We start from the raw sequence: 23,582 nt of genomic DNA, 5'->3' as shown, positions 1-23,582 counted from the left end.
CGATGAGCCAGGCGCAAGGCAACGAGCACGCGGAACACCCGGATCACGCCGGGCCCGCCGTGCCGCAGACCCGCACCGCACGCCACCGCCGGATCGTGGACATCCTCAACCGGCAGCCCGTGCGCTCCCAGAGCCAGCTGGCGAAGCTGCTGGCGGACGACGGGCTCACGGTCACGCAGGCGACGCTCTCGCGGGACCTGGACGAGCTGAACGCCGTGAAGATCCGCAACGCAGAGGGCGACCTCATCTACGCGGTGCCGAGCGAGGGCGGCTTCCGCACGCCGCGTGCGCCGCTGGGGGAGTCCGCCAAGGAGGAGCGGATGCGTCGCCTCTCGGCGGAGCTGCTGATCTCCGCCGAAGCCTCGGCCAACCTCGTCGTCCTGCGAACGCCGCCGGGCGCCGCCCAGTTCCTCGCCTCGGCGATCGACCAGGCGGAGCTGCATGACATCTTGGGGACGATCGCGGGGGACGACACGCTGATGCTGATCAGCAGGGAGGCTACTGGGGGGCAGGCCCTGGCCGATCACTTGCTGCGCCTGGCTTCGAACGAACACTGAGTTTCCCGACGGACGGGCTGGAAATCCAGCCCGTCCGGCGTTTGAGGACGAACTCGGCGGAGCCGGTGATGGCGGCAGCCAAGGCCCCCGCGCCGAGCGGCCCGCGGCGGAGCCGCAAAATGTCACTGTCGGGAAGGGGCGGGGTTGGGGAACGAGTAGTGCTCCTACCCCAGCACCCCACCCAGCGGATCATCCCCAAGAAACGCCACCAACTCCGCAAGCCCCGGCGAAGTAGCGGGCCCCCGCCGCGTCACCGCACAAGCCGCCGCAGCGTTCGCGCCCCGCGCAGCGGTGAGAGGATCGAGCCCCCGCCCCAACAGGGCGAGGAACGCGCCCACATGGGCATCCCCGGCACCGTTACTGTCCACCGCGTCCACGGGAAACCCGGGCACATGCACCACCCCACCCAAGCCCGGCGCAGTCACCCAGCACCCATCCTTGTCGGCCCGCACCAACACCCCCGCCCCCGGCGCGAGCCGCCCCCGCAGGGCGGCAGCGGCGGCCCGCGGCTCGGAGTGGCCGCTCATCAGGCGGGCCTCACGCGCGTTGCAGCTCAGCCAGTCGGTCCGCGCGAGGACCGGCTCCAGGACGGACGCCGGGATGTCGGCGACCAGCGGCGCCGGATCGAAACAGACCCGCACATCGCCCGGCAGCCCCGCCGCGAACGCGGACAGCAGCGGACCGTTGACCTCCATCACGAGGCCGTACCCGGACAGTTGGACCGTGTCGCCCGCCCGCAGCGCCCCCGCGACCACGCCCGTCTCCGCCGCCGTCATCCGCGCGTCCACCCCGAAACTGGTCACGAACGTCCGCTCGCCCCCGGCGTCCACCAGCGCCACGCAGAACCCCGTGTCCCCGTCCGTACGCACCGGGAGCAGCGTCCCGATGCCCTCCTCGGCGAGGGAGCGGCGGACGAGGTCTCCGTACGGCCCGGTCCCGTGCAGCCCCGCGTACACCGCCTCCGACCCCAGCCGCCGCGCCGCCGTCAGGGCGTTGAAGCCGCCGCCCGCGTACAGCTCCGTACGGGAGCCGATCACGTCGCCGCCCCGTTCGGGCAGCGCGGGGACCTCGATGACGAGGTCGGCGATGACGTTCCCCGCGAGGACGAGGCGGGGAGAAGCTGCGGTGGTGCTCATCGGACGGGCTCCTCGACTGCTGAGGTGGACGCGGGAGTTGATGAAAGGGAGCCGCGTCCGCCGAGCGCCGCGTAGACCGCCGCGCCCACCACGATGGACACCGCCCAGCCGAGCCCGTTGACCCCGAACCATGTGTCGGCCAGCGGCCCGGAGAACCACACGTCGTCCGCGCCCGTACCGGCGGTGGTGAACAGGAGCCCCGACACGATCGCCGCGACCCACGCGAGCACGGCGGGCATCCGGAAGCCGCCCGTGTACCAGTAGCGGCTGGTCCGCGAGGTGTCCATCAGGGCGTCGGGGTCGTAGTCGCGGCCCCGCAGCATGTCGACCGCGATCACCCCGATCCAGGCGGAGATCGGCACGGCGAGGAGGGTGAGGAAGGTGGAGAAGGGCCCGTAGAAGTCGTCGGCGATCAGCATGAAGTAGATGCCGCCGAGGAACATCAGGACGATGTCGATGACCACGGCCCAGGCCCGCGGCACCCGCAGACCCAGCGTGATCATGGTGAGCCCCGCCGAGTAGGTCGACAGGTGGTTGGACATCAGCAGGCCGCCGAAGGCCGCGATCAGATACGGGATCGCCATCCAGGACGGCAGCATCGCGTTGATCGCGGAGACCGGGTCGGAGGACGTGGCGAGCGACGGGTCGCCTGCTGTCAGGAGCGAGCCGAGCGAGATGAGCAGCACGAGCGGGATGCCCGCGCCGAAGGCCGACGCGGTGACCAGGCGTCGCCCGGGGATCGTACGGGGGAGGTAACGGGCGTAGTCCGCACCGGCGTTGGCCCAGCCGATGCCCGTGCCCGCGGCGATGAATCCGATGCCGGCGACGACACCGCTGGCCGGCCCCGCCGGGGCTTCGAGGACCTTCGACCAGTCGACGGTCGCGACCAGGAAGCCCATCACGATCAGGTTCAGGACGCCGAACAGGACGGTCGCCCACTTGTTGATCCACATGATCGTGGCGTGTCCGAGGCCGCTGATCAGCAGCGTGCAGGCGATGAAGACCAGCAGGCAGAGCACGGTCAGGAAGGAGTTCCGGCGGACGTCGAAGGCCACGCCGAGGAGGGCGAGCAGCGCGTACGCCGCCGTGGTCGTCGTGATCGTCTCCCAGCCGACCCTGCTCAGCCAGCTGACGAGCGTCGGGCCCGCGTTGCCGCGCTGCCCGAACACCGCGCGGGAGAGCGTGAGGGCAGGCGCCCCGCCCTTCTTGCCCGCCAGGCTCAAGGCCCCCACCAGCGCGAACGACCCTACCGAGCCGACGATCGCGACCAGCGCGGCCTGCCAGATGTTGAGGCCGCGGAAGGCGACGAGCGTCGCGCCGAGCGGCAGACCCAGGATCGAGATGTTGGCGGCGAACCAGGTCCAGAACATCTGGCCGGCGTGGCCGTGACGTTCGCTGTCGGGGACCGGCTCGATCCCTCGGGTCTCCACGGTGCCGACCGACACGTTCTTCGTCGAAGCGGCCATGACGGAACCTCCTTGCGCGGTACGTGGGGCGGGGACGGGGAGTGGGCGGAGAGCTCTCGGTGGTCTCAGCGGTGGGTGAGCAACTGGGCCGTCAGCGGCTCCAGTTCGAGGTGGTTGACCGTGCGCAGGGTGCGTACGGCGTCGGCGGGGAGGCCCGCGAGGCCGCGTACCGATCCGGCGACCGCACCCGCGATCGCGGCGATGGTGTCGCTGTCGCCGCCGAGGTTCGCGGCGAGCAGCGCGCTGCGCCAGGGATCTCCGCCGGTCAGCGCGAGCACGGCGAACGCGGCGGGTACCGACTCCTGGCTGGCGACGCTGGTGCCGATGAGCGCGACGACCCGATCGAGGGCCGTGGCCTCGTCCAGGCCGGTCACCAGCTCGCGGGCCCAGGCGATCCTGGCGGAGATGTCGGCCCCGGCGATCCAGTTGCCGCGCCGGGCTCCGGCCCGCGCGGCGGCGACGGCGGCGTCGAAGGCGTCGTCGAGCGTGCCGCCCGCGACCCCTGTGCTCACCGCGGCGGCGACGGCCGCCGCGCCCGCGATGCCGATGTTCGTGTCATGGGTGACCTGGCAGGACTCCACGACCCGGTCGAGGAAGTCCGGCAGCGGATCGGCGGTGAAGGCGATGCCGACGGGGGTGACGCGCATCGCGGCGCCGTTGGTGGTGCCGTACCTGCCCGCCTCCTTGGGATCGGCGCCCGCCGCGACGGCGTCAAGGGCGGCCTTGGTGGACGGGCCGAGCAGGTCGAAGGACCCCTTGGCCTTCATCTCCCGCTCCCAGGAGAGGAGTTCGTCGGCGAACCGCAGCGGGCCGACGTGCCCGCCGCCCTCGACGAGCAGCCGCGCCACGATGACCGCCTGGTCGGTGTCGTCGGTGACGGCGCCGGCGGGCATCCCCGCGCTCACTGGGTTGTCGTCACGGGCGGGTTCGAACCCGGTCAGCGTGCCGTAGACGCGCACGACGTCCTCGCGGGACATGACCTGGGTCGGCATGCCGAGCGCGTCGCCGAGCGCGAGCCCGTAGAAGGCGCCGAGTGCCCGGTCGAGCAGGTCGGGCGGTGCGGTGGTCATCAGTGGCCTCCTCGGCCGGTGCGTACGTGCAGTTGGAACCGGGACGGGTCGAGCAGGCTCGTCACCTGCTCCACGACCTCCCCATCGGCATCGCGGAAGACCTGGGTGAGCCGGATGAACGGCTCACCGGGGGAGCGGTGGAGGTGCCCCGCGTCCCGGTCGCCGAGGCCGGACACCGCGATGCGGGCGTCGCTGGACGCGGCGACACGGCCCGCCGCCAGCAGCGTCCGGTTGAGGGAGCCGCCTTCGAGGCCGCGCTCGGGCAGGTCGGCGAGGGCGGGCACGGCGGGGACGCGGCTGCGCTCCAGGGAGACGCCCGCGCCGTCGGGCAGTCGCCTGACGCGGTCGAGGGCGACGAAGCGCGGTTCCGTCAGGCCGAGTTCGGCGGCCAGCTCCGGGTCCGTGATCCGCTCGAAGCGGAGGGTCTCGGTGGAGAGCTCGGTGCCCTGGTCGGCGAGCGCCCGGGTCCAGCCGAGCTGCTGGTCGAGCGGGGTGCCGTCGAACGTGACGATCGAACCGATCCCGGCGTGCGTCTCGATGAGCCCCTGCTCGCCGAGCGCGCTGAGCGCCTGCCGCACGGTCGTACGGCTGACGCCGAACCGCTCCCGCAGGGCATGCTCGCCGGGCAGGCGGCTGCCGTCGGCGTGGACTCCGGCGCGGATCTCGTCGGCGAGTACGTGCGCGACACGATGATGCTTATGAACCTGTCCAGGCATGTCTAGAAGCTAAGCGGAGCTGATCCGTCCTGTCTACGGCTGCCTGAAGATTCTTTGTGGCGGGGTTGCGGGGTGCCCGTCAGGCCTGCTCGGCCCGCCGTTCCGTCCGCCGCGCCCGGTGGGACATCCAGGCGGCGACGAGCGCCCCCGAGACGTTGTGCCACACGGAGAACACGGCGGCGGGCAGCGCGGCGAGCGGGCTGAAGTGGGCGGTTGCGAGCGAGGCCGCGAGCCCGGAGTTCTGCATCCCGACCTCGAAGGCCATGGCGCGCGACGCGGGCGGGCCCAGGCGGGCCAGCTTGCCCGCTCCGTAGCCGAGCGCGAGGCCGAGGCCGTTGTGCAGGACGACGGCGAGGAACACGAGCAGGGCGGCCGACTTGATGGCCGCCGCGCTGCCCGCGACGACGATGGCCACGATGACGGCGATGGTCACGGCGGACAGCCACGGCAGCGCACTGAGCACACGCCCGATGTAGCGCCCGAACAGCAGACGCACGACGAGACCGGCGATGACCGGGAGCAGCACGGTCTTGAGGATGTCCGTGACCATCGAACCCGCGTCCACGGGCAGGTACTCGCCCGCGAGGAGGAGGGTGAGCGGGGGAGTGATGAGCGGCGCGAGCACGGTCGACACGGTGGCGACCGAGACCGAGAGGGCCACGTCGCCGCGCGCCAGATAGGTCACGACATTGGACGCGGTCCCGCTCGGCGCGCAGCCGACGAGGATGACACCGGCGGCCAGTTGCGGCGAGAGCCCGAGAGCGTGCGCGATCAGCCAGCCGAGCCCCGGCATGATCACGTAATGCGCGACAAGGCCGAGCGCGACGGCCCAGGGCCGCTTGACGACACCCTGGAAGTCGAGCGGGGTCATGGTGAGCCCCATGCAGAACATCACGAGACCCAGGAGGTACGGGACGTCCGTGCCCCAGCCCTTGAAGGCGTCCGGCGCCATCAGGCCGAGCGCGCCCGCGGCGAGCACGAGGACGGGGAAGACCGTGACGGCGAGGCGGGCCGCCTTGTCGCCGCTCTCCGTTGAGCTGGGGATCGTCTGTTCGGATTGCACCCGGCGATGCAACGCCGCCACGCCGCGCGGACGCAACCCCGTCTCGATATGTGGTCGCTACACCGAGCTGGCGGCGGGCGGTCAGTAGCGCGTGATGGCCGTTGCCCCCGACTGCGTCCCGATCGCCATGTGCGGCCGCCGCGCCTCGTCGGCCCACGCGAGGATCCGCCGCATCGCGTCCTCGGGCACGGACACACAACCCGCCGTCGCCCCGCGCCCGTTGACGTGCAGGAAGATGCCGGCGCCGCGTCCGCGCACCGGCCGGTCGTAGTTGAAGCCGATCACCAGGGCGTGCGCGTACTGGGGGTCGTACGTGATGAGGTGCTCGGACTCGGCGGCGCGGCAGTCGGCGGGGCGCGGCTGGGTCCAGCGGTTGTAGGAGCGCGAGTCGTTGTCCTGGCACCACCAGGAGTTCTTCGCGACGCGGCGGTAGGAGTAGTCCGTGCCGGGCGGCGCGGGCTTGATCCCGAAGGCGTACGGGAGCCGGAAGAGCCCGGTGGGCGTCGTGTTCGTCCCCTGCTTGCGGGAGCCGCCCTCCGTCAGGCCTTTCGCGCCGAACCGGGCCGCGGAGGCCCCGGTCTTTGCCCACCGCCCGCCGCTGCGGTCCCACCACGTGACCGTGCCGGTGGTGGAACTGGTGCGCGCGGCCTCGGCGGTGATGAGCTGGGTGCCGTCGCCCGTGTCGGCCATGCGGTCCGGCAGTGGGGGGTTCGCGTGGGGCGCGGCGCCGAGCGTGCCGGCGACGGCCAGGATGAGGGCGCTTACGGACGCGAGGGCGACGGCACGGGGGCGCATGGCTCAGACCGTACTGGGCGGCAACGGCAGCGGCAGCCCCGGCAGGCCGTCGATGCTCTGCGCGATGTGCTCCTTCTTGGTGAAGTAGGCGCTCAGCGACGCGTCGTCCTCGCGCGCGAAGCGCTTGGCGTGCAGGTCGCGGTCCTCGTCGTACGACATGAAGGGCACCGCGTATCCGCAGGTGTCACGGACGAGTTCGGCCGTCACGACGATGATGGCGCGCAGGCCGTGCGGGGTCGGGTCGACGGCGGGGAAGTGGCCGAGCAGGTCGGCCCAGCGCGGGTCGTCGCGGAAGACGGGTTCGCCCCGGCCGTGCACCCGGACGATGTTCGGCGGGCCCTGGAAGGCGGTCCACATCAGGGTGATGCGGCCGTTCTCGCGCAGGTGCGCGACCGTCTCGGCGTTGCTGCCCGCGAAGTCCAGATACGCCACGGTGTGTTCGTCGATGACGGCGAAGGAACCCGTGATGCCCTTGGGGGAGAGATTGATCGTGCCGTCGCCGGAGAGGGGCGCGGTCGCGGTGAAGAAGAGAGGCTGAGCCTCGATGAACGAGCGGAGTCTGCCGTCTATGCGTTCGTAGGTCTTTCCCATGCCTAACGATTATTCACAAAGTTAGTTCGCCTGTCTAACGACCTGGTCGATGTCTCGCATGGTGGGTCTCGCATCGTGGCCGGATTGACGAAACATACGGCACACTGCATACTCATGCACTACGGCGCATGCAGGTTAAGGAGCACGTGAAGTGAGCAGCAACAACGGCGGTGACGTCCGGCTCTGGGGCGGCCGGTTCGCGGACGGCCCGGCAGAGGCCCTGGCCAAGCTGTCGGCATCGGTCCACTTCGACTGGCGCCTCGCGCCGTACGACATCGCCGGTTCCCGCGCCCACGCGCGCGTGCTCCACAAGGCCGGGCTGCTCACCGAGGACGAGCTGACCCGCATGCTGGGCGGCCTCGACCAGCTCGAAGCCGACGTGGCCGACGGCTCCTTCGTCGGCACCATCGCCGACGAGGACGTGCACACCGCCCTGGAGCGTGGCCTCCTGGAGCGGCTCGGCCCCGACCTCGGCGGCAAGCTGCGCGCAGGCCGGTCGCGCAACGACCAGGTGGCGACCCTCTTCCGGATGTACCTGCGGGACCACGCCCGCGTCATCGGCGGCCTGATCGCCGACCTCCAGGGCGCGCTCGTCGGCCTCGCCGAGGCGCACCCCGACGTCGCCATGCCGGGACGCACGCACCTCCAGCACGCCCAGCCCGTGCTCTTCGCGCACCACGTCCTCGCGCACGTCCAGTCCCTCTCCCGGGATGGGGAACGCCTGCGGCAGTGGGACGAGCGGACGGCCGTGTCGCCGTACGGCTCGGGAGCGCTCGCGGGCTCCTCCCTCGGTCTCGACCCTGAGGCGGTCGCCGCCGACCTCGGCTTCGAGCGCGGCTCGGCGGCCAACTCCATCGACGGCACTGCCGCCCGTGACTTCGCGGCGGAGTTCGCCTTCATCACCGCGATGATCGGCGTGAACCTCTCCCGGATCGCCGAGGAGATCATCCTCTGGAACACGAAGGAGTTCTCCTTCGTCACGCTCCACGACGCGTTCTCGACCGGCTCGTCGATCATGCCGCAGAAGAAGAACCCGGACATCGCCGAGCTGGCGCGCGGCAAGTCGGGCCGCCTGATCGGCAATCTGACCGGCCTGATGGCGACGCTCAAGGCGCTTCCGCTCGCCTACAACCGCGATCTCCAGGAGGACAAGGAGCCGGTCTTCGACTCCTGCGACCAGCTGGAGGTCCTGCTGCCCGCCTTCACCGGCATGATGGCGACGCTCACCGTGCACCGCGAGCGTATGGAGGAGCTGGCCCCGGCCGGCTTCTCGCTCGCCACGGACATCGCCGAGTGGCTGGTCAAGCAGGGTGTGCCGTTCCGCGTGGCGCACGAGGTCGCCGGTGAGTGCGTCAAGGAGTGCGAGGCGCACGGCATCGAGCTCGACCAGCTCACCGACGAGCAGTTCGCCAAGATCTCCGAGCACCTCACGCCCGAGGTCAGGACCGTCCTGAACGTCCCCGGCGCCCTGGCGTCCCGCAACGGCCGTGGCGGCACCGCCCCTTCGGCCGTCGCCGCCCAGCTCGCCGAGGTCAAGGCCGACCTGACGGTCCAGCAGGAGTGGGCCGCGGCGCGCGGGTGACGCGGGAGCAGTGTCGCGGCGCGCACGTGACGCCGGGGCGGTGCGTGCCGCGTTGACGTGGGCATCGCGGGTTACGTTGGTCGTCTTCGCAAGGAGCCGAAGGAGCCGACCGAACGGAGCCCGCGATGCCTTTCTCGCGCCTGGCCGCAGCGACCACCCCCACCGCCCACATCGGCTTCGGCCTGGCCGCCGTCGGCAGGCCCGGCTACATCACGCTCGGCCGCGAGGCGGACCTGCCGCCATCCCGCAGCGTCGAGGCCCTGCGCGAGCGCACCCTCGAACTCCTGGACGCCGCCTACGCGTTGGGCGTGCGGTACATCGACGTGGCCCGCTCGTACGGCCGTTCCGAGGAGTTCCTCGCCGACTGGCTGCACGCCAGGCCCGACATCCGGGACGTCGTGATCGGCAGCAAGTGGGGCTACACGTACACGGCCGCCTGGAACGCCGACGCCGCGGGCCCGCACGAGGTCAAGGACCACAGCGTCGCCGCGTACGTCCGTCAGCGCGAGGAGAGTGCCCAGCTGCTCGGTGAGCGGCTCGACCTCTATCAGATCCACTCCGTGACTCCGGAGAGCCCCGCCCTCACCGACAAGGAACTGCACGGCAAACTCGCCGAGTTGGCGGCAGCGGGCGTGACGGTCGGACTCTCCGTCAGCGGCCCGGAGCAGGCGGCCGCGATCCGCGCCGCGCTCGAGGTGACCGTCGACGGCGAGCCGCTCTTCCGCACCGTCCAGGCCACGTACAACGCCCTGGAGACATCGGCGGGCCCCGCGCTCGCCGAGGCCCACGACGCGGGGCTCACCGTGCTGGTCAAGGAGGCCATGGCCAACGGCCGCCTCGCCGGCCCGCAGGCGCCGGCGGCCCTGCGCGAGACCGCCGGGGAGGCCGGGCTCGGCTGTGACGCGGTCGCCCTCGCCCTGGTGCTCCGGCAGCCGTGGGCGGGGGTGGTGCTCTCCGGCGCCGCCACCTCGGTCCAGCTCGTGTCGAACCTGCACGCGGCAGCCGTCGACCTCGACGCCGGGCAGCTGGAGCGGCTCGCGGGCCTCGCGGAGGAGCCCGCTGCGTACTGGGAGCGGCGCGGGCAGCTGCCCTGGAACTGAGAAAGCACCGGAGGGCACCCCTCCGGTGAGAGGCGCGCAGATTCCGTGAGACAAAAATGTCTCATGTGGTCTATGGTTGTCTCATGTCAGTCGATCGCGACCAGGTGCTGCGCAGCGCCGCGGCGCTCCTCACCCGCAAAGGCTCGTCCACGATGGACGAGGTGGCGCGCGCGGCGGGGATCAGCCGGGCCACCCTGCACCGTCACTTCGCCGGGCGCGACGCCCTCGTACGCGCCCTGGAAGAGCTCGGGATCCAGGAGTGCGAGGCCGCGCTCGAAGCGGCCAGGCTCGGCGACGACAGCGCCCAGGAGGCGCTGCGCCGGCTGGTGAAGGAGATCCAGCCGGCCGCTGGTCTGCTCGCGTTCCTCGTCACCGAGAACCAGCTCTTCGAGGACGACGCACAGCACGAGGGCTGGTCCCGGCTCGACGACAACATCGGCGCCCTCTTCCGGCGCGGCCAGGAGGGCGGAGAGTTCCGCATCGACCTGAGCCCCGTCTGGCTCACAGAGGCGCTGTACGGCCTGATCGGCGCGGGCGCCTGGGCCGTACTGGACGGCCGCGTGGCCGCCAACGACTTCACACACATGATCGCCGAGCTGCTGATCGGCGGCGCACAACGGAGAGTGGAACCATGACCAGCATCGAACAGCGGACCGCGTCGGCGGAGGTCGAGCGCAGCCCCGGCCGCTGGCTCGCGCTCGCCGTGCTGGTCCTTGCCGTGCTGCTCGTCGCGGTGGACGCGACGGTGCTCGGCCTTGCCACGCCGTACATCAGCGAGGACCTCAAGCCGACCGGCACGCAGCTGCTGTGGATCGGCGACGTGTACTCGTTCGTCATCGCCGGTCTGCTCGTCTCCATGGGCAGCCTCGGTGACCGCATCGGCCGCAAGAAGCTCCTGCTGGTCGGCGCCGTCGCCTTCGGCGCGGTCTCGGTCCTCAACGCCTACGCGACCACTCCCGAACTCCTCATGCTGGCCCGTGCGCTGCTCGGTGTCGCGGGCGCGACGCTGATGCCGTCCACGCTGGCGCTGATCCGCAACATCTTCCACGACCCGCGCGAGCGCAGCCTCGCGGTCGGTATCTGGGGCGCGATGGCGTCGGCGGGCGCGGCAGTCGGCCCCGTCGTCGGCGGCTTCCTGCTCGAACACTTCTGGTGGGGCTCGGTCTTTCTGATCAACCTGCCGGTGATGGCGGTCCTGGTCCTCGTGGGCATCAAGTTCCTGCCCGAATCGAAGAATCCGGCGCCGGGCCCGTGGGACCTGATCAGCGTCGTGCTCTCGCTCATCGGCATGATCGCCGTCGTGTACGCCATCAAGGAAGCGGCGGCGCACGGCTTCCGCTGGGACGTCGCGGTGGCCGCCGTGCTCGGCGTGGCGGCGCTCACCTGGTTCGTACGGCGCCAGCTCACCCTGACGGCGCCACTCCTGGACATGCGTCTGTTCCGCAACCGGGGGTTCTCCGGAGCGGTCCTCGCCGACCTCCTCACGGTGCTCGGCCTCTCCGGCCTGGTCTTCTTCCTCTCCCAGTTCCTGCAACTGGTCCAGGGGCGGCGGCCCTTCGAGGCGGGCCTGGCCGAACTGCCCGCCGCGGTGGGCGCGGTGGCGGCCGGTCTGATCGCGGGCATGGTCGCGCGGCGGTTCTCCGTGCGCGCGGTGGTCGCCGGCGGACTCGCGGCGGTGGGTATCGCGTTGGCGGCGCTCACCACGCTGGAGCAGAGCACCGGGTATCCGCTGCTCGGAGCCTCGCTCCTGGTCGTCGGCATCGGCGCGGGCTTCTCGTTCACGGTGACCGCCGACGTCATCCTCTCCAGCGTGCCCAAGGAGCAGGCGGGCGCCGCTTCCGCGGTCTCGGAGACGGCGTACGAACTGGGCGCGGCCCTCGGTATCGCCCTGCTCGGCTCCATCGTCACCGGCGTCTACCGCGACTTCACCGCCCCGGCGGGCACCCCGCCCGAGGTGGCGTCGGCCGCGCACGAGTCGCTGGGCGGCGCGGTGGAATCCTCCGCGGTACTCCCGGCCCACGAGGCCCAGGCCCTGCTGCACTCGGCCCAGGACGCCTTCGTCGACGGCCTACGCCTGGCCGCGGGCGTGGGCGCGGCAGTACTCATCGCCACGGCCGTGGCGGCGTGGTTCCTCCTGAAGGGCTCCAAGCTGGAGGACAGCGCCCCGTAAGGGGCGCGGGGAACTGCGCGCTCAGCCGCAGGCGACCCGCAGGCGACCCGCAGGCGACCCGCAGGCGACGAACGGCGGGGAAAGCGGAGCGCCCGCTCCGGCACCGGGGGAGAACCCCAGCACCGGAGCGGGCGCACTGCCAAAGACCGGGCCCCGAGCTACGCCGCCTTCGCCTTCGTGGCGTACATGTCCACGTACTCCTGGCCGGAAAGCTGCATGACCTCCGTCATGACGGAGTCCGTCACTGCCCGCAGCACATAGCGGTCGCGGTCCATGCCCTCGTAGCGCGAGAACTCCATCGGCTCACCGAAGCGCACCGTCACGCGGCCCGGACGCGGCAGGCCCTTGCCGCCGGGCTGGAGCTTGTCCGTGCCGATCATGGCGAAGGGGACGACAGGCGCGCCGGTCATCAGGGTCAGGCGGGCGATGCCCGTACGGCCGCGGTACAGACGGCCGTCGGGGGAGCGGGTGCCTTCGGGGTAGATACCGAAGAGCTTGCCCTCCTCCAGGACGCGCCGCCCGGTCATCAGCGCGGCGACACCGCCGTGGCCGCCGTCGCGGTCCACGGGGATCATCCCGGAGCCGGTGAAGAACCAGGCCATCAGGCGGCCCTTGAGCCCCTTGCCCGTCACGTACTCGTCCTTGCCGATGAAGAACACCGGACGCGGGCAGACGAGGGGAATGATCATCGAGTCGATGAACGTGAGGTGATTGCCGGCCATGATGACCGGACCAGTGCCCGGAATGTTCTCTGCGCCTTCCACACGGGGGCGGAACATCAGACGCAAGATCGGTCCGAGCACAGCCTTGATGAGCGCGAGACGGGACAACGGGCCCTCCGGTGTCAACGGGTCGACGACGAGTATGTGCAGGTGAGGACGATACTCGCGGGTCCCCGCTCACCGCACATCGGGTTCACGCACTGGATACGCAGAGTTGACATGCGGGCGCGTGGTGTAGCCCTCGAATCGCTCTCCCTGTGACGACGTTATCCCTGTGTGCCCCATGTGGCGCGTCCTAGTGGCCCTTGTCACGCACCGAGGTCACGCGCTGCCACGGAGTTCCGATGCGTACCCGCCGTTCCGATGCCCACCGAAAGGACCCCGCCCCGCACACCAGTCGCCATCCGGCGTCACCCTTCCGTTCGGTCCGGGGTCTCCCATCCGTCACGTGGGGCCACCTACGATCGTGCCGCTTTGTCAGGTGCAAGGCAGTGCAACGGGAGGAGCGCTCAATGGCTACACAGAAGTCGGGTCGGTCGGGTTCGGGTTCGGGGGAGCGGCGGCCGGGTCGGCGCGCGGTACTGGGAGCGGCGGTCCTCGGGGCGGGCACAGCCGTCGTAGGACTGCCCGGCGTGGCGAGAGCCGACGACAAGCACGGACACGGGGGCTACAAGGACCTGCCGGTGCCCACGGTCGTCGCGCACCGCGGCGCGAGCGGCTACCGCCCCGAGCACACGCTCGGCGCGTACCAGCTCGCCCTCGACATGGGCGCGCACGTCATCGAGCAGGACATCGTCCCCACCAAGGACGGTCACCTCGTATGCCGTCACGAGAACGACATCACCGCGACGACGGACGTCGCCGCGCATCCCGAGTTCGCGTCCCGAAGGACCACCAAGTCCGTGGACGGGGTCTCGCTCACCGGCTGGTTCACCGAGGACTTCACGCTCGCCGAGCTGAAGACGCTGCGCGCCAAGGAGCGCATCCCCGGCACCCGCCAGCGCAACACCCTCTACGACGGCCGCTGGGAGGTGCCCACCCTGGAGGAGGTCTTCCGGTGGGCCGACCGGCAGGGCCGGGAGCGCGGCAAGCGGGTCTGGCTGCACATCGAGACCAAGCACCCCACGTACTTCCGCAAGCTGGGCCTCGGCCTGGAAGAGCCGCTCGCCAAGCTCCTGCGCAAGTACGGGCGGCACAAGAAGAGCTCGCCCAACTTCCTGCAGTCCTTCGAGCCCAGCAGCATCCAGCGCCTGAACAAGCTCGTCGCTCCGCCGCTCGTCGTGCTCCTGTCCGGCGCGAGCTCGCGCCCCTGGGACTTCGTCGAGGCCGGCGACCCGCGCACCGTCGCCGACCTGGTCAAGCCCGAGGGCCTGAAGTGGATGGCGTCGTTCGCGCAGGGCATCGGCCCCACGCTCGACCTGATCATCCCGAAGAAGCCCGACGGCAGCCTCGGCACCCCGACCACCCTGGTCAAGGACGCGCACAAGGTGGGCCTGATCCTGCACCCGTACACGATGCGCAACGAAAACACCTTCCTGCCCACGAACTTCAAGAAGGGCACCGACCCGAACGCCTACGGAGACGCCTTCGGCGCGTTCAAGGCGTACTTCGAGACGGGCATCGACGGAATCTTCTCCGACAACTGCGACACCGCGCTGCTCGCCCGTGAGGACTTCGTCAACAGCTGATCGTCCGGCCCCGGTTGGGGTGACAGACGGCCGCTCCGGCAACCTCGTGCCGGAGCGGCCGCGTCACGCCGTGCATGACCCACTCGCTCATCCCGACGCTGCGCCCGCTCCTCGCCGCCGAGGCATCAGCCGCGGCACACGGCTCCGGCGCCGACCCCGGCGACCTCGAACAGGCCGTCTGGCTGCGCCTGTTGGAGCGTATGGAGGCCGCGGACCCACCCGCCGACCCGGCCACCTGGCTGCGGGCCGCCGTGGCATCCGAGGCTCGCCGCACCCGTCGTACGGAGGAGCGCGAGACGGCGTACGCGGCCGAGCCCGCCGACGACACCGAGCGCGGACCCGAGCAGCGCGCCCTGCGGGCCGACCGCGACCGCACCCTGCACGCGGCGGTACGCAGACTGCCCGGCCGCTGCCCCGGCCTCATGGCGGCGCTGCTGTCCCCCAAGGACCTCACCTACCGCGAGATCGCAGGCGAGTTGGGAATGTCACAGGGCAGCCTGGGGCCGGAACGTTCCCGTTGCCTGGGATGCCTGCGCAGAATGCTCGCGGCGGAGGTTGCGGCTCCTGAACCGTGGGGAAAGGAGCGATAGACAACCGGCGGAGCAGGTGAGCGGGAGGCATGCACACATGGGCATGAGCGTGACCATCTCGGAGGCGGGCGGACAGGACGCCGAGAAGATCCTCAAACTGCAGTACCTGTGCTACCAGAGCGAGGCCGAGCTGTACGGCGACTACTCCATCGAGCCGCTGACGCAGTCCCTCGACTCCATCAAGGACGAACTGACCGCCGGCAGCGTGCTGGTGGCCCGCCTCGGGGACGAGGTGGTCGCGTCGGTGCGCGGCACGGTCGACGCCGACGGCACGGCGCGGATCAACAAACTGATCGTCCATCCCAGGCTGCAGCGCCACGGCCTGGGAGGCAGGCTCCTGGACGCGATAGAGGGGCGCCTCGGCGCGGGCGGCACCACCAAGTGCTTCCAGCTCTACACCGGCCATCGCAGCGAGCAGAATCTCCAGCTGTATCGCAAGCACGGGTACGCGGCAGTGGGCGCCCAGCAGGTGAACGACCGGCTGACCCGCATCACGCTCGCCAAGGAGATCGGCGCGAGCACCCAGGTGACCAGGGTGTGAGTGCGACCGCGGGCCGTCCGTGGCTGGTCGCGCCCACGCGGCGGAGCCGCACAAGGTCACAGCCCCGCGCCCCTTACGGGGTGCTTGCCCTCCGTGCCTTGGTCAGCCAGAAGATCGCCGTGGCCGGCAAGATCACCGGAATGAACAGATAGCCCATCCCGAAGTCCGACCACACCGTGGCGTCGGGGAAGGCGGACGGCTCGGCCAGCGTCCACGCCCCCACCGCCAGGACGCCCACCAGCTCGGCGGCGCAGCACACCAGCGCCGCCCTGCGGGCCCTCTCGCCGCCGCGCACGAGCGAGTACGTGATGAAGCCGTAGACGAGACCCGCGAGCGCGGACAGCGTGTACGCGAGCGGCGCCTTGTGGAAGTCCGTCGAGATCTGCACGGCGGAGCGCGACACCGCGCCGACCACCATCACCCCGTACAGCCACACCAGGAGAATCCCCGGCCCGGTGATGAGCTTCTGCTTCTGCCGCTCGGGCTCGGTCACCGTCACCTCAGCCTCCCCAGATGTCGTAGAGCCGCACCTGGAGCACGGCGAGGACCACACCGCCCGCGGCGACCGTGATGGAGCCCCAACGGGTGCGCTCCGCAAGGGACATGAAGCCCGCGGCCGGGACACAGGCGAAGGAGCCGATCAGATACGCCACGAAGATCGTCGTGCCCTGCTCGGGCTTCTCGCCCCGCGCCAGCTGGACGATGCCGACGATCAGCTGGACCGTGGCCAGGAACGTCACCACGCCCATGCCGATGAAGTGCCAGTCCTTGGTCGGCTGGTCCCGGTAGGCGGCGAAACCGCACCACGCGGCGAGGGCGAGCGCGGCCACGGCGGTCGCGATCGTCAGGGCAACAAGCATGCGGTGACTTTATTACGGGCCCTATGACCCGATGCGCGCACCCCTAAGGCCCGATGTGCTCACCTCGAAGGCCCGCTGCGCGCACCCCGGGGGTGCCCCGTACGCTCGGACACCATGAAGATCCACGCTGAAGCGCTCCTGTTCGACAACGACGGCACCCTCATCTCCTCCATGGAGTCGGTGTACCGCTGCTGGAGGCGCTTGGCGCGGGAGTACGGCGTCGCCGCCGAGGTGTTCGAGCAGGTCGAGCTGCACGGCCGCCCCGCCGCCGAGATCATCGCCGACATGCTGCCCGCGGAGCGTGTGGCCGAGGCTGTCGCCCGCATCGAGGAGCTGGAGGTCTCGGACGTCGCGGGCGGCGTCGTGCTGCTTCCCGGCACCCTTGAACTGCTCTCCTCCCTGCCGCCCGAGCGCTGGGCCGTCGTCACCTCCGCCGGGCGGCGCCTGGCCGAGGCGCGCCTCGCGGAGGTCGGCATCGACGCGAAGATGCTGATCGCCGCCGACGACATCACGCGCGGCAAGCCCGACCCGGAGCCCTTCCTGCTCGCGGCGGCGAAACTGGGTGTCGACCCGGCGCGCTGCGTGGTCTTCGAGGACGCCCCGGCGGGTCTCACGGCGGGACGCGCGGCCGGCATGACCACCGTGGCGTTGGCCACAACGCACACCGCGGCCGAGCTCTCCGCCGACGTCGTCGTGAAGGACCTCTCGGCCGTGTCCGCGCAGGCCATCGAGGGTGGCGTGGAGATCACCACCAAGGCCTGAGCAGCCGCCTGATCGCGTCCGTGCCCGTCCACCGGCTGTCCGTATAGCGGACAACCGGGGCGGGGTGCGTGCGCACGCGTGTTTTACTGGTCCACATGACCACGACGAGCAGCCGCACCCCTGCGACCGAGGCGATCACGACGCCCGGTGCTCGTTGTATGTGTCGAATGTGCGCCTTCTGAGGGCCCCCGCACCACTCCTGAGCATCGCGCCCCGAAGCGAAGCCGCTGTGCCGCGCCCCTGTGCCACGTACGCCTTACGGGCGGACGAGTCCCAGTAAGCGAGCCTGCCCCGCGCACACCTCCTCCGGTTCTTTTCGCCACCGCGAGAAACCGTGCCGCGTTCCCCACGAATGCCCCGTGCCCGGCCACACCCGCGCCGCGCACTCGACAGTGACGGAAACCCCTGTGATCACCACTTCCGGCCTCACCAAGGTCTACCGCTCACGCGGTCGTGAAGTAACTGCCCTCGACGGCGTCGATCTGCATGTCCGCGAAGGCGAGGTGTACGGCGTCATCGGCCAGTCCGGTGCCGGCAAATCCTCGCTGATCCGCTGCGTGAACCTCCTGGAGCGCCCCACCGCCGGCACCGTCAGCGTCGCCGGCCAGGACCTCACCGCCCTCGCGGGGCGCGGCAGCCGCGCGAGCAAGGACCTGCGCCGGGCGCGCAGCCGCATCGGCATGGTCTTCCAGCACTTCAACCTGCTGTCCTCGCGCACCGTCAAGGACAACATCGAGCTGCCCCTGGAGATCCTCGGCCTCAGCGGCGCCGAGCGCTCCCGCAAGGCCCTGGAACTCCTCGACCTGGTCGGCCTCGCCGACAAGGCGAAGTCCTACCCGGCGCAGCTCTCCGGCGGCCAGAAGCAGCGCGTCGGCATCGCCCGCGCGCTCGCCGGCGACCCGAAGGTGCTGCTCTCCGACGAGGCGACCAGCGCCCTCGACCCGGAGACCACGCGCTCCATTCTCCAGCTCCTGCGCGACCTCAACCAGCAGCTCGGCCTGACCGTCCTGCTGATCACGCACGAGATGGACGTCGTCAAGAGCGTCTGCGACTCCGCGGCCCTCATGGAGAACGGTCAGATCGTCGAGTCCGGCACCGTCACCGAGCTGCTCGCGACGCCCGGCTCCGAGCTGGCCGCCGCGCTCTTCCCGGTCAGCGGCGAGGCATCGGGCCTCGACCGCACCGTCGTCGACGTGACCTTCCACGGCGAGGCCGCGACCCAGCCGGTCATCTCCCAGCTGTCGCGCACGTACAACATCGACATCTCGATCCTCGGCGCCGCGATGGACACCGTCGCGGGCAGGCAGGTCGGCCGCATGCGCATCGAGCTGCCGGGACGCTTCGAGGAGAACGTCGTGCCGATCGGGTTCCTGCGCGAGCAGGGGCTGCAGGTCGACATCGCGGGCCAGGACCCCGTGACCACGCCGAAGGACGCCACGCTGCTGGTCAAGGAAGGTGCCAAGTGACCTGGTCGGAGATGCAGCCCCTGCTGGAGCAGGCCTGTTGGGACACCCTCTACATGGTCGGCTGGTCGACGCTGATAGCCGTCGTCGCCGGTCTGCCGCTCGGCATCCTGCTGGTCCTCACCGACCGCGGCGGGCTGCTGCAGAACACGGTCGTGAACAAGCTCATCGGGCAGATCGTGAACATCGCGCGCTCGATGCCCTTCATCATCCTCATGGTCGCGCTGATGGGCCTCACGCGCTGGATCACGGGCACCACCATCGGCCGCGAGGCCGCCATCGTGCCGCTCGCGATCGGTGCCATCCCGTTCTTCGCGCGCCTCGTGGAGACCTCGGTGCGCGAGGTCGACGGCGGTCTCGTCGAGGCCGTGCAGTCGATGGGCGGCAACACCTGGACCGTCGTACGCAAGGTCCTCGTGCCGGAGTCGCTGCCCTCGCTGATCTCCAGCACGACCACGACCATCGTCACGATCCTCGGCTACTCGGCCATCACCGGCGCCGTCGGCGCGGGCGGCCTCGGCGACATCGCCATCCGCTACGGCTACCAGCGCTTCGAGACCGAACTGATGTGGATCACCGTCGGCGTCCTCGCCGTCGTCATCTCGATCATCCAGTTCGCGGGCGACTACGCGGCCCGCAGGCTGCACCGGCGCGGCGGCCACTCGGGCGCGGCACCCAAGCTGCGGCTGCTCAAGCTCAAGACGCCGCCGCCCCCGACCCCCTCGATCTGACCCACCCCGCACACCCCATCGCGGGGCGTACCACCCATGGAGAAAGGCACTTTTCGTGCGTAACACCGCCAAGATCACCACCGCTGTCCTCGCCACCGGAGCCCTCACCCTCGGGCTCTCCGCCTGCGGCTCCGACAAGGGCTCCGCCGCGGGGGACAAGGACGGCCCGCTCATCGTCGCCGCCACTCCCACGCCGCAGGGCGAGATCCTCGACTACGTCAAGAAGAACCTGGCGAAGAAGGCCGGACTCGACCTCGACGTGCGGGAGTTCACCGACTACGTCACGCCGAACACCGCCGTGGAGCAGGGCGAGGTCTTCGCCAACTACTTCCAGCACAAGCCGTACCTGGACGACTTCAACAAGAAGAACGGCACGGACATCGTGCCCGTCCCGAAGGCGACGGTGCACCTGGAGCCGCTCGGCGTGTACTCCAAGAGCGTCAAGAAGCTCGACGACCTCAAGAAGGGCGCCACGGTCGCGCTCCCGAACGACACCACGAACGAGGCCCGCGCGCTCAAGCTCCTGGCCGACAACGGCCTGATCGAGCTCAAGAAGGGCGTCGGCTACGAGGCGACCCCCAAGGACGTCTCGAAGAACCCGAAGAACCTCAAGTTCAAGGAGATCGAGGCCGCCCAGGTGCCCCGCTCCCTCGGTGACGTCGACGCCGCGGTGATCAACGGCAACTACGCCCTCGAGGCCAAGCTCAGCCCGGCCAAGGACGCCATCGTCGCCGAGCCCGCCAAGGGCAACCCCTACGGCAACTTCCTCGCCGTGAAGAAGGGCGATGAGAACGACCCGCGCGTGAAGAAGCTCGCCAAGCTCCTCACCTCGCCCGAGGTCAAGAAGTTCATCGACGACAAGTACGACGGCGCCGTCGTCGCGGCGTTCTGATCATGCGCAGGCACGTCCCCCGCAGGCACGTCACGGTCGCCGTCGGCGCGCTCGCCCTGACGCTCGGTCTGAGCGCGTGCGGCAGCGGATCCGGCTCGGGAGGCGGCGACGGCGACACGCTCACCGTCGGCGCCACCCCGACCCCGGCCGGCGAAGTCCTCACGTACATCAAGCAGAACCTCGCGAAGAAGAAGGGACTCGACCTCCAGATCACGGAGTTCACGGACTACGTCACGCCGAACACCGCGCTCCAGGAAGGGTCCCTCGACGCCAACCTCTACCAGCACGCCCCGTACCTGGAGGACTTCAACAAGTCCAAGAAGACGGAGCTCACGCCGGTGACCGAGGTCTACCTGCCGCCGATGGGGGTGTACGCGAAGAAGACGAAGGACGTCACCGAGCTGCCCGCCGGTGCCACCATCGCCGTCCCGAACGACACCACCAACGAAGGCAGGGCGCTCGAACTCCTCGCCTCCAAGGGCGTCATCGGGCTCAAGAAGGGGGCCGGCGCGAACGCGACCCCCGAGGACATCACGTCCAACCCGAAGAAGCTCACCGTCAAGCCGCTGGAACCCGCCCAGCTGCCGCGCTCCCTGGAAGACGTCGAAGCCGCGGTCATCAACAACAACTACGCGCTCGACGCCGGACTCAGCCCCAAGAAGGACGCCATCCTTCTGGAGTCACCCAAGGACAACCCGTACAACAACGTGCTCGCCGTCAAGAAGGGCGACGAGGACGACCCGAGGGTCAGGAAGCTGGCCGAGCTGCTGACTTCCCCCGAGGTGAAGCAGTTCATCGAGGACAAGTACAAGGGCTCCGTCCTGCCCGTCGTGGCGAGCTGACGCACAGTCCGTTTCCGCCCTCACCACGGGGTCCTCTCCTGATGAAGGAGCGGACCCCGTGGTGCGTTTGCGCGCCGACATGCTGCATGCTGGGCTCTCCAGCAGGCCGAGGGTTCCAGGTTACGGAGCAGCGCATGACTACCACCTTCCCTGATATCTCCATCAGCACGGAGCGGTTGGTGCTGCGCCCGTTCGAGGACGCCGACGTCTCCGCGTACGCGGAGATGATGAACGACGAGATGGTCACCGCCTGGACCTCCGCGCCCCAGCCCTACACCGAGGACGACGCCCGCGACTGGATCACCCGCGTCGCGCCCGCCGAGCGCACCGAGGGCCGCGGAATCGCCCTGGCCGTCACGGAGTTCCTCACCCAGCGCCTGGTCGGCATCGTCCAACTGCGCGACACCGACTGGCGCGTACGCTCCAGCGAACTCAACTACGTCGTCGCCCCCTGGGCCCGCGGTGAGGGCTACGCGTCGGAGGCGGCGCTCGCCACCGCCCAGTGGCTCTTCAACGACCAGCGCTTCGAGCGCATCGAGCTGCGCACCGCCGCCGACAACACGGCCGCCCAGCAGGTCGCGCAGAAGATCGGCTGCATCAGCGAGGGAGTCCTGCGGGGCGCCTGGATAGCGCGTACGAGGAACGGCGGGGATCCCTTCGGAGGCTGGATCGACGTTCGGACCGACCTCATCGTGTGGAGCCTGCTCCCCGAGGATCTGGAGGGAGTCGGCGAGCAGCTCGCGGACAGCGGGTTCAGCGCCTACTCCGACTGGAACTGACCGCCGGAGCGGCACAGAGGTTCACCAGGTACGCTCGCCCCTGGCCGCACGCGGTTGCCCCTGCACACGACGCCCGGCCCCCTCAGACGACCCGCGAGACCCAGGAGACGGACGAAGATGGCCGACCGCGTCACGGTGATCGGCTGGGACGGTTCGCCGCTGACCGCCGCCGCGCGCTCGGCGCTCGGCGCCGCCACACTCGTCGCGGGCGCCGCTCACCACCTGACGCTCGCCGAAGTGCCGCCGACCGCGGAACGGATCCGCCTGGGCAGCGTGAGCCTGGCCGCCCGCCGCATCGCCGCCCACCGCGGCACCGCCGTGGTCCTGGCCGACGGCGACCCCGGCTTCTTCGGCGTCGTCCGCACGCTGCGCGCCCCCGAATTCGGCCTCGAGGTCGAAGTCGTGCCCGCCGTCTCGTCCGTCGCCCAGGCCTTCGCCCGCGCCGGGATGCCCTGGGACGACGCCCAGGTCGTGGTCGCCCACCCCCGCACGCTGCGCCGCGCCGTGAACGTCTGCCGTGCGCACACCAAGGTCGCCGTCCTCACCTCGCCCGGCGCGGGTCCGGCCGAGCTCGGCCTGCTCCTCCAGGGTGTGCACCGCACCTTCGTGATCTGCGAGGAGCTCGGCACCGAGCGCGAACAGGTCACCGTCCTCACCTCGGACAAGGCCGCCGACCACACCTGGCGCGACCCGAACGTCGTCATCGTCATCGGCGGCCCGGTCGCCGCCTCCGACACCGGCTGGATCGCGGGACGCGACCCGGGCACCCCGCGCGGCTGGGCGCTGCCCGCTCCCGCCTACGGCGGCGAGGACGGCCTCGGCGAGGGCGAGAGCGACCGCCTGCGGGCCGCCCAACTCGCCCGCACCGGACCCCGCGTGGGCGACCTGGTCTGGGACATCGGCTGCGGCAGCGGCGCCTTCACCGCGGAGGCGGCACGCTTCGGCGCCGCCGTCATCGCCGTCGACGCCGACCCCGACGCCTGCGCGCGCACCACGTCGGTCGCCCGCCACTTCGGCGTACAGCCGCAGGTCGTGCACGGCATGGCGCCGCACATCCTCGAAGACCTGCCCGAGCCCGATGTCGTACGGATCGGGGGCGGGGGAGCCGAGGTGGTCTCGGCCGTCGCCGACCGGCGCCCGGCGCGCATCGTGACGCACGCGTCGACCCGCGACGCGGCCGAACTCATCGGCAGGGGCCTGACGGAGCACGGATACGCGGTCGAGTGCGCGCTGCTCCAGTCCGTCGAGCTCGACACGCGCGCGTGGACGGAGCGGGAGCGGACCGTGGTCTTCCTGCTCTCCGGACAGTTGCCCGATCGCGCCCCGTGACCCTGCTGCCACACCGTGCGGGGTAGGCTGGCCGATTGTTGTACCGCACCCGAGTGTCCGGCAAATAGTTGGTCAATGTCCGGAAAGCTCACCCGTTTTGGGGGGTGTGTGGTACGGCAGGACCGGAGGGCGCGCAA

25 protein-coding genes are annotated in these 23,582 nt (G+C 70.7%); 15 read left to right on the top strand and 10 right to left on the bottom strand.

Annotation, left to right across the window (positions count from 1 at the left end; genetic code table 11):
• Window positions 1–2: 2 nt before the first annotated feature.
• On the top strand, window positions 3–557 hold the full coding sequence (locus tag ABXJ52_RS06645; RefSeq protein ID WP_160503870.1) for an arginine repressor: 555 nt from the start codon (window positions 3–5) through the stop codon (window positions 555–557).
• A gap of 164 nt (window positions 558–721) precedes the next feature.
• On the opposite strand, the gene ABXJ52_RS06640 is transcribed toward ABXJ52_RS06645, so the two are convergent.
• The 7 genes from ABXJ52_RS06640 to ABXJ52_RS06610 all read right to left on the bottom strand — a co-directional run bounded on the left by ABXJ52_RS06640 (window position 722) and on the right by ABXJ52_RS06610 (window position 7,394).
• On the bottom strand, window positions 722–1,693 hold the full coding sequence (locus ABXJ52_RS06640; RefSeq protein WP_367040097.1) for a PfkB family carbohydrate kinase: 972 nt from the start codon (window positions 1,691–1,693) through the stop codon (window positions 722–724).
• A complete protein-coding gene (locus ABXJ52_RS06635; RefSeq protein ID WP_367040095.1) occupies window positions 1,690–3,159 on the bottom strand; it encodes a cytosine permease in 1,470 nt (489 codons plus the stop codon). The genes ABXJ52_RS06640 and ABXJ52_RS06635 overlap by 4 nt, the downstream gene beginning before the upstream one ends.
• 65 nt (window positions 3,160–3,224) lie before the next feature.
• Window positions 3,225–4,229, bottom strand: coding sequence for an ADP-ribosylglycohydrolase family protein (locus ABXJ52_RS06630; RefSeq protein ID WP_367040092.1), 1,005 nt, complete (start codon window positions 4,227–4,229; stop codon window positions 3,225–3,227).
• Window positions 4,229–4,945: a GntR family transcriptional regulator gene (locus tag ABXJ52_RS06625; protein WP_367040090.1), complete on the bottom strand. Its 717-nt coding sequence runs from the start codon at window positions 4,943–4,945 to the stop codon at window positions 4,229–4,231. Before ABXJ52_RS06625 ends, ABXJ52_RS06630 begins: the two co-directional genes overlap by 1 nt.
• A gap of 79 nt (window positions 4,946–5,024) precedes the next feature.
• Window positions 5,025–6,008, bottom strand: coding sequence for a bile acid:sodium symporter family protein (locus tag ABXJ52_RS06620; protein WP_367040088.1), 984 nt, complete (start codon window positions 6,006–6,008; stop codon window positions 5,025–5,027).
• Window positions 6,009–6,089: 81 nt separating this feature from the next.
• Window positions 6,090–6,803 (bottom strand): L,D-transpeptidase family protein, encoded by a 714-nt coding sequence (locus ABXJ52_RS06615; protein ID WP_367040087.1) that lies wholly within the window; start codon window positions 6,801–6,803, stop codon window positions 6,090–6,092.
• A 3-nt stretch (window positions 6,804–6,806) separates the two neighbouring features.
• Window positions 6,807–7,394 carry a pyridoxamine 5'-phosphate oxidase family protein gene (locus ABXJ52_RS06610; RefSeq protein WP_367040085.1) on the bottom strand — a complete coding sequence of 196 codons (588 nt, stop codon included), beginning with the start codon at window positions 7,392–7,394 and terminating at the stop codon, window positions 6,807–6,809.
• Between the two features lie 151 nt (window positions 7,395–7,545).
• Between ABXJ52_RS06610 and argH the strand changes: the two genes are divergently transcribed.
• From argH to ABXJ52_RS06590, 4 genes are all read left to right on the top strand, one after another.
• On the top strand, window positions 7,546–8,976 hold the full coding sequence (gene argH / locus ABXJ52_RS06605; protein WP_367040083.1) for an argininosuccinate lyase: 1,431 nt from the start codon (window positions 7,546–7,548) through the stop codon (window positions 8,974–8,976).
• Window positions 8,977–9,101: 125 nt separating this feature from the next.
• Complete coding sequence (locus ABXJ52_RS06600; protein WP_367040082.1) at window positions 9,102–10,076, top strand: aldo/keto reductase; 975 nt, start codon at window positions 9,102–9,104, stop codon at window positions 10,074–10,076.
• A gap of 83 nt (window positions 10,077–10,159) precedes the next feature.
• Window positions 10,160–10,711, top strand: a complete 552-nt coding sequence (locus tag ABXJ52_RS06595; protein ID WP_367040080.1) for a TetR/AcrR family transcriptional regulator — start codon at window positions 10,160–10,162, stop codon at window positions 10,709–10,711.
• Complete coding sequence (locus ABXJ52_RS06590; protein ID WP_367040078.1) at window positions 10,708–12,246, top strand: MFS transporter; 1,539 nt, start codon at window positions 10,708–10,710, stop codon at window positions 12,244–12,246. The genes ABXJ52_RS06595 and ABXJ52_RS06590 overlap by 4 nt, the downstream gene beginning before the upstream one ends.
• 158 nt (window positions 12,247–12,404) lie before the next feature.
• Here ABXJ52_RS06590 and ABXJ52_RS06585 read toward each other — a convergent pair whose 3' ends face one another.
• A complete protein-coding gene (locus tag ABXJ52_RS06585) occupies window positions 12,405–12,968 on the bottom strand; it encodes a lysophospholipid acyltransferase family protein (RefSeq protein WP_367040076.1) in 564 nt (187 codons plus the stop codon).
• Between the two features lie 512 nt (window positions 12,969–13,480).
• On the opposite strand from ABXJ52_RS06585, the gene ABXJ52_RS06580 reads away from it, so the two are divergent.
• The 3 genes from ABXJ52_RS06580 to ABXJ52_RS06570 all read left to right on the top strand — a co-directional run bounded on the left by ABXJ52_RS06580 (window position 13,481) and on the right by ABXJ52_RS06570 (window position 15,787).
• Window positions 13,481–14,656, top strand: a complete 1,176-nt coding sequence (locus tag ABXJ52_RS06580; RefSeq protein WP_367040075.1) for a glycerophosphodiester phosphodiesterase — start codon at window positions 13,481–13,483, stop codon at window positions 14,654–14,656.
• Window positions 14,657–14,730: 74 nt separating this feature from the next.
• A complete protein-coding gene (locus tag ABXJ52_RS06575) occupies window positions 14,731–15,246 on the top strand; it encodes a sigma-70 family RNA polymerase sigma factor (protein ID WP_367040073.1) in 516 nt (171 codons plus the stop codon).
• Window positions 15,247–15,283: 37 nt separating this feature from the next.
• Window positions 15,284–15,787 carry a GNAT family N-acetyltransferase gene (locus tag ABXJ52_RS06570; RefSeq protein ID WP_367040072.1) on the top strand — a complete coding sequence of 168 codons (504 nt, stop codon included), beginning with the start codon at window positions 15,284–15,286 and terminating at the stop codon, window positions 15,785–15,787.
• A 73-nt stretch (window positions 15,788–15,860) separates the two neighbouring features.
• Here the strand turns inward: ABXJ52_RS06570 and ABXJ52_RS06565 are convergent, their stop codons facing one another.
• Window positions 15,861–16,286, bottom strand: coding sequence for a hypothetical protein (locus ABXJ52_RS06565; RefSeq protein ID WP_367040070.1), 426 nt, complete (start codon window positions 16,284–16,286; stop codon window positions 15,861–15,863).
• Window position 16,287: 1 nt separating this feature from the next.
• Entirely contained in the window at window positions 16,288–16,647 is a 360-nt protein-coding gene (locus tag ABXJ52_RS06560; RefSeq protein WP_367040068.1) for a hypothetical protein, read from the bottom strand.
• 114 nt (window positions 16,648–16,761) lie between these two features.
• Here ABXJ52_RS06560 and ABXJ52_RS06555 point away from each other — a divergent pair, with 114 nt between their 5' ends.
• From ABXJ52_RS06555 to cbiE, 7 genes are all read left to right on the top strand, one after another.
• On the top strand, window positions 16,762–17,409 hold the full coding sequence (locus tag ABXJ52_RS06555; RefSeq protein ID WP_367040066.1) for an HAD family hydrolase: 648 nt from the start codon (window positions 16,762–16,764) through the stop codon (window positions 17,407–17,409).
• Between the two features lie 407 nt (window positions 17,410–17,816).
• The gene (locus tag ABXJ52_RS06550; protein WP_367040064.1) at window positions 17,817–18,875 is read left to right on the top strand and encodes an ATP-binding cassette domain-containing protein; all 1,059 of its coding nucleotides are present in this window, start codon (window positions 17,817–17,819) and stop codon (window positions 18,873–18,875) included.
• Entirely contained in the window at window positions 18,872–19,603 is a 732-nt protein-coding gene (locus ABXJ52_RS06545) for a methionine ABC transporter permease (RefSeq protein ID WP_367040062.1), read from the top strand. Before ABXJ52_RS06550 ends, ABXJ52_RS06545 begins: the two co-directional genes overlap by 4 nt.
• Before the next feature lie 55 nt (window positions 19,604–19,658).
• The gene (locus ABXJ52_RS06540; protein WP_367040060.1) at window positions 19,659–20,495 is read left to right on the top strand and encodes a MetQ/NlpA family ABC transporter substrate-binding protein; all 837 of its coding nucleotides are present in this window, start codon (window positions 19,659–19,661) and stop codon (window positions 20,493–20,495) included.
• 2 nt (window positions 20,496–20,497) lie between these two features.
• Window positions 20,498–21,337: a MetQ/NlpA family ABC transporter substrate-binding protein gene (locus ABXJ52_RS06535; RefSeq protein WP_367040058.1), complete on the top strand. Its 840-nt coding sequence runs from the start codon at window positions 20,498–20,500 to the stop codon at window positions 21,335–21,337.
• Between the two features lie 134 nt (window positions 21,338–21,471).
• Window positions 21,472–22,116 (top strand): GNAT family N-acetyltransferase, encoded by a 645-nt coding sequence (locus ABXJ52_RS06530; protein ID WP_367040056.1) that lies wholly within the window; start codon window positions 21,472–21,474, stop codon window positions 22,114–22,116.
• 117 nt (window positions 22,117–22,233) lie between these two features.
• A complete protein-coding gene (gene cbiE / locus ABXJ52_RS06525) occupies window positions 22,234–23,445 on the top strand; it encodes a precorrin-6y C5,15-methyltransferase (decarboxylating) subunit CbiE (protein ID WP_367040054.1) in 1,212 nt (403 codons plus the stop codon).
• Window positions 23,446–23,582: the final 137 nt, after the last annotated feature.

Source organism: Streptomyces sp. Je 1-332, assembly GCF_040730185.1.
GTDB lineage: Bacteria > Actinomycetota > Actinomycetes > Streptomycetales > Streptomycetaceae > Streptomyces.
Note: the sequence above shows the minus strand (reverse complement) of the source record. Positions and strands in the feature narration are given on the sequence as shown.